The following is a 3,702-nucleotide window of genomic DNA, read 5'->3' as shown; positions in this document are numbered from 1 at the left end:
CGAACTGACAGCACATATGTTCAAGGCCATGGCTCACCCGTTGCGCGTGTTCTTGCTCACTCGGCTTGCCACCAGACCTTGGTGCGTCTGTGAACTGGCTGCCGAGGCAGAGGTCGAGAAGTCCGTAGCGTCCAAGCACCTCTCCCTCCTCAAGGAAGCAGGCCTCGTAGACGCCATGAGGATCGGCACGCAAATCCGCTACTCGCTTACGGTCCCATGCATTCTCGACTTGGCTTCGTGTGCAGAGCGGTGTGTCCTGACAAACAGGAAGAAGTCCCTGGGCATCGACCCCGGCCGGGACGAACCGCACGACGCCGATGACGGAAGTGGAGTGCCTGTCACCGGAAGACCGCTATGATACGCAGTTGTGAAATGAGGTCGGCTATAACCCCTCCGGCAGATCGACCAAGGAGAAGTTGGCGGACCTCCGCCTGTACCACGAGCGGCAGTTCAGGAAGCTGCAAGACGCCGTGTAGACGCGTCGCGGCTGGGGTGCCGACTACGTTCCCACGCTTGAGACTGCCAAAGCCGATGACATCGACTTCACCGAGGTCGTCGGGTTGATCGAGGAACACGCACGCTAGAACCAGACACAGCTGCACCAGGAAGAAACAGACCCCGGCCTCGACGAGGCCGGGGTCTGTACTGGTCGTTCCTGCTCAGTGGTCTAGAAGATCCAGTTAAAGAGATATCCCACGATGATGATACTGAATCCGACAATACCCGCGAAGGTTGCCAGGAGTTTCAGTTTCATCACCTGCAGGACGGCCCGCACCCCGATCCTCCGCCCCAGTCCATGGATCCGCCGATACCGCTGCCTCCACTCTGTGCGTGGACAGTCTCTGCAAGCCTACACTCGGCTCCACAGGTTGGACATACTGCGGTCCACCGTATGCAGGGTCCGTACGTGCGGTCGATCCACTCAGTCCTGGTACCCTCCGTCTCAAATTTTGTGCGGCATGCGTCGCAGTAGAATACGTTCATGTCTCCTCCTCGATTCGCGCTCCGGAACACATCCGGACACGTTGGATGACGGACCAGTAACCTTGGTGTCCAGTCTCCCAATCCTCACAGCGTCGACGCATTGCCAGACGCTTCCTCCGCCAGACTGGTTGACCATCTGCTGTGTTCTTGACTGCTTGACAAAGTAGATTCCCCAAGCTGATCGAGCCCCTCGACGAACACTCTGGATGACAACATAGGACTCACGAACAACGCAGGCTGCCCATCTCCATCAGATCCGATACAGCTTACGTTGTCGTTGCTGTGTCAGTGCGTCAGCGTCGAGTCTCGACTCCAGTCTTCTTGCCGGTCAGTTCCTTGATCTTAAGGTAGAATGTATCATTTGAGATGCCACCATAGAACGACCACTTGCTGTTCAACGCTGTCAGTGGCAGAGTGTACCCGCTTTCGGCCAGATGACGTACCTCATTGACCTGAGAGTCGCTGTCCTTCATGACATCTATGAACCTCAGCGAGCATTGATCTACTATATCGCTCGCACCGAGGGACGTCCTCAGACTCTCGAACATCTCGCCCATTGTCGGCGTTGGCGCAGCGTTGGGGCCACACCCACCCCCGCCACAGCCGCACGACGAGGCTGCAGGAGCCTCGTCCCAGATTCCGTAGACATCAATCTGAACAACATTCTCTGCCATTATGCAACTCCCTCAAATACGATTTTGTCCAGCATGTCCAACTTGTCGATACCACGAATGTCGCTGTCCATCATTGGAACCCGTAGCAATGCAGCTTCTGCAAAGCGTCGCTTTATCTCTTCCAGGTATCCCAACTGAAGCTGTCTCCGCTTCTGGAAGAAGGGTGTCGTCGCCTGTTCCTCCGCAATCAGCAGGTTCGCCACGACAAGCTGCGTTGCCACACCGATGCCCGCCAGTTCCTCCGATGCGCGGGATGCCTCAAGAATTGGGGTGCTCTCGGGATACATGACGAAACTGAACGTCGTCAGATCGGGATCCCGCATCGTCGTGACTGCCCGGTCAAACCGGTCCTTCTGTTGGCGGTCTCCAGCAGACAATGTCTCAGTGCCGCCAGTGGCCTTGAGCTTGATCTGTTCACTCCAATCCATAGGCAGCTCGAGCAATCTCAGCGTGTGACCCGTCGGCGCCGTATCGAAGACGATAACATCGAACCCTGGAGTACTCGAAAGGTCAATGAAGCGCTGGAACGAAGCCATCTCCTCAGTGCAGGGGGAGGCCAGTTCTTCGGTCATCGTCCGAATTGTGTCCTCATCGAACTTGGCTCGCGCATCGTCGAGAATACCCTTCTTGTAGTCCTCTGTTGCCTGCTTCTGGTCGATCTTGGCGGCAAACAACCCCGGGACGCCGTCGATGACTTCTACCTGATCCGTCACTTTTTTCCCAAGCACGCTGCCAGTATGTGCCGCAGGATCCGTAGTGAGGAGCAGAGTTCGGTACCCGCGTCTGGCAGCATGCACCGCGGCCAGACATGCCATGGTCGTCTTGCCCACGCCACCCTTGCCCGCGAAGAATACCTGCCTGGCACCCTTTGCACTTGGACGCAACAAACTCTCGATGTCAGCCATTGCTCGCCCCCCTCTGAAACAACATTGGAGCGACTTTACGGAACATCTCCACTCCCTTGATCTCACTGTCGAGCAACTCCATCGTCTGTACCGGTATCCCCGCATACGATTGCTTGGCGCGCTCCAGGTATGTCAGCTGCATGTCGCGTCGTTTCCGGAAGAACGGATTCACNNAGCCCGTTCACGATGATTCTCGACGTCGTCACGCCTATTGCTGCCAGCTCAGTGACCGAACGTGACGTCTCCTCAAGAGATGTCTGTTCTGCCTGCATGACGAAGATGAACTGCGTTCGGCTTGTGTCACGAAGTCGCGCCACAGCATCGTCGTACTTCTTCTTGCTGTCCTGAATCAGGGCGACGGGTCCCATGCATGTCTGACCACTGCCCTCCGCACTATCTTTGATGTGCTTGCTCCACTCGACCGGAAGCTCCAGAAGTCGCAACGTATGGCCAGTTGGCGCCGTATCAAAGATGATGACATCCCAATTGTCGTCCTCCANNGTCGAATGAAGCCATTTCTTCTGTACACGGACCGCTCAACTGCTCTTCGACAACCTTCAACATTTCGTCGTCAAAGAGACCCCGCATGGGGGCCAATGACCGCTCCTTGTACTCACGGGTGGCTTCGTCCGGGTCGATTTCCATGGCCCACAGATTGGGAACACCGGTAATGGGCGTTACGTGGTGGCCTATGGGCTGCTCGAATACGTCGGCCAGGTTCGATGCCGGGTCTGTTGTGACGATGAGGGTCTTCTTGCCGTTGTCTGCATGGTAGACCGCCGCCGTGCATGCCATAGACGTCTTGCCGACACCGCCCTTGCCTGAGAAGAAGACGTACTCAGGATTCATGCTATTCCTCCAGTCAGTGCAATTTTCATCTCATCGTACGATGGGTAGCTCATAGTCTTGAGAACCTTGCCGTCGACAGTAGTCACCGGAAGGATCTTTTTGCCATTGCCCGTTACTAGCTTATAGACGTCTGCATTGTCGCGAAACTTGAATGGCTGCTGATTGATCGCATAGCGTTCAACGATCATGCCAGGCTCCTCCCCTTGAAGACGTTTGAGATCTTCATTGAGCTGAACAAGATGTTCATCTACAGACGGTCCACACAGCCCCGTCGTGCAACACATAGGTGG

Annotated in this window: 7 protein-coding genes; 1 reads left to right on the top strand and 6 read right to left on the bottom strand. The window is 56.1% G+C overall.

Annotated elements, in window-relative coordinates; translation table 11 throughout:
• Window positions 1–358: ArsR/SmtB family transcription factor (locus SMC5_RS10140; RefSeq protein ID WP_133299211.1), on the top strand; the 358-nt coding region annotated here is incomplete at its 5' end.
• A gap of 919 nt (window positions 359–1,277) precedes the next feature.
• Here SMC5_RS10140 and SMC5_RS10130 read toward each other — a convergent pair.
• The 6 genes from SMC5_RS10130 to arsD all read right to left on the bottom strand — a co-directional run.
• Window positions 1,278–1,658, bottom strand: coding sequence for a hypothetical protein (locus SMC5_RS10130; RefSeq protein WP_119086913.1), 381 nt, complete (start codon window positions 1,656–1,658; stop codon window positions 1,278–1,280).
• The gene (locus tag SMC5_RS10125; RefSeq protein ID WP_119086914.1) at window positions 1,658–2,563 is read right to left on the bottom strand and encodes an ArsA family ATPase; all 906 of its coding nucleotides are present in this window, start codon (window positions 2,561–2,563) and stop codon (window positions 1,658–1,660) included. Before SMC5_RS10125 ends, SMC5_RS10130 begins: the two co-directional genes overlap by 1 nt.
• On the bottom strand, window positions 2,556–2,690 hold the full coding sequence (locus SMC5_RS11830; protein WP_407079772.1) for a hypothetical protein: 135 nt from the start codon (window positions 2,688–2,690) through the stop codon (window positions 2,556–2,558). Before SMC5_RS11830 ends, SMC5_RS10125 begins: the two co-directional genes overlap by 8 nt.
• On the bottom strand, window positions 2,626–3,006 hold the full coding sequence (locus tag SMC5_RS11475) for an ArsA-related P-loop ATPase (protein WP_279386326.1): 381 nt from the start codon (window positions 3,004–3,006) through the stop codon (window positions 2,626–2,628). The genes SMC5_RS11830 and SMC5_RS11475 overlap by 65 nt, the downstream gene beginning before the upstream one ends.
• Window positions 3,007–3,028: 22 nt before the next feature.
• Window positions 3,029–3,358: an ArsA family ATPase gene (locus tag SMC5_RS11470; RefSeq protein ID WP_455423462.1), complete on the bottom strand. Its 330-nt coding sequence runs from the start codon at window positions 3,356–3,358 to the stop codon at window positions 3,029–3,031.
• A gap of 50 nt (window positions 3,359–3,408) precedes the next feature.
• Window positions 3,409–3,702: arsenite efflux transporter metallochaperone ArsD (gene arsD, locus SMC5_RS10115; RefSeq protein WP_119120600.1), on the bottom strand; the 294-nt coding region annotated here is incomplete at its 5' end.

It is taken from the genome of Candidatus Cryosericum odellii, from assembly GCF_003570935.1.
Lineage (GTDB): Bacteria > Caldisericota > Caldisericia > Cryosericales > Cryosericaceae > Cryosericum > Cryosericum odellii.
Note: the sequence above shows the minus strand (reverse complement) of the source record. Positions and strands in the feature narration are given on the sequence as shown.

Bases quoted from the DNA above. Each gene is read 5' to 3' on its own strand.
- SMC5_RS10130 (WP_119086913.1), bottom strand. From the start codon at position 1,658: ATGGCAGAGAATGTTGTTCAGATTGATGTCTACGGAATCTGGGACGAG.
- SMC5_RS10125 (WP_119086914.1), bottom strand. From the start codon at position 2,563: ATGGCTGACATCGAGAGTTTGTTGCGTCCAAGTGCAAAGGGTGCCAGG.